An 821-nucleotide genomic window follows, 5' to 3' on the forward strand; every position below is an offset into this window, starting at 1 on the left:
GACGGGGCCGACGGAAACGCGGCCGACGGAAACGCAGCCGACGGAAACGCAGCCGACGGAAACGCGGCCGACCGGGACGGCGACGTCCGACGCCGGGTCCGCGACGCCATCACCGCGCACACAGTCACCACGCCCGCCGGCCCCGCGCATCGTCAATGCCACGCTGACGATCCCGTCGATCGACATCAAGGCGCTGCGGGTGGTCCCGTACCAGGGCACGACCGACGACTGGCCCGGCACGCGGATACAGGACCGGGGCATCGCCGCCAGTCCGTACGGTCCTCACGGGGGTGTCGGACCCGGTCAGGTCGGCAACTACCTCGTCACGGGCCACCGCCTCTCCGCGGGCGGTCCACTGCGCGAGGTGCCGTCGCTCAAGACGGGCGACCGCGTGTTCGTCACGGCCAAGGGCATCATCTACGAGTACAGGATCACGGAGTCCCGGATCACTTCCTTCCGCTCCGCGAGCTCACTCGCGGACCAGCGGGCGGCGGTGCCCGGCTTCCCGGGCAAGCAGCCGACCAAGGCGATGATCACACTCTCCACGTGTGCGACACCGGAGGACAACGCGGCCGGGAACTTCTGGCGCGACGACCGGCACAACCCGGAACACCGCATCGACAAGGTCGGCGAACTGGTGGCGGAGAAGAAGGCCTCCACGCCCTGACCGACGGTGAGACTCGGCAGGTGACTCAGCGTGCTGTAGGAATTACATAAGATCATATGCGTGAGCGGATCCTTTCAGGGCACACGCTGTCCTGGAGGTTGATAACTATGGTTCCCCTGCTACTCGTTCTTCTGCTCGCCCTGATTCTTTTCGG

Annotated in this window: 1 protein-coding gene and 1 pseudogene; one reads left to right on the plus strand and one right to left on the minus strand. The window is 66.7% G+C overall.

The genetic code is table 11. From position 1 onward, the window contains the following. The coding region (locus tag GT042_RS38620; RefSeq protein WP_237530398.1) for a hypothetical protein at positions 1-189 on the minus strand (189 nt) is incomplete at its 3' end. Here GT042_RS38620 and GT042_RS02120 point away from each other — a divergent pair. Continuing rightward, positions 158-667, plus strand: a pseudogene (locus GT042_RS02120) (class E sortase); the annotation flags it as partial. The gene GT042_RS38620 and the pseudogene GT042_RS02120 overlap by 32 nt on opposite strands. Positions 668-821: the final 154 nt, after the last annotated feature.

Origin of the sequence: Streptomyces sp. SID3212 (assembly GCF_009865405.1) — a bacterium.
Classification (GTDB): Bacteria; Actinomycetota; Actinomycetes; order Streptomycetales; family Streptomycetaceae; genus Streptomyces.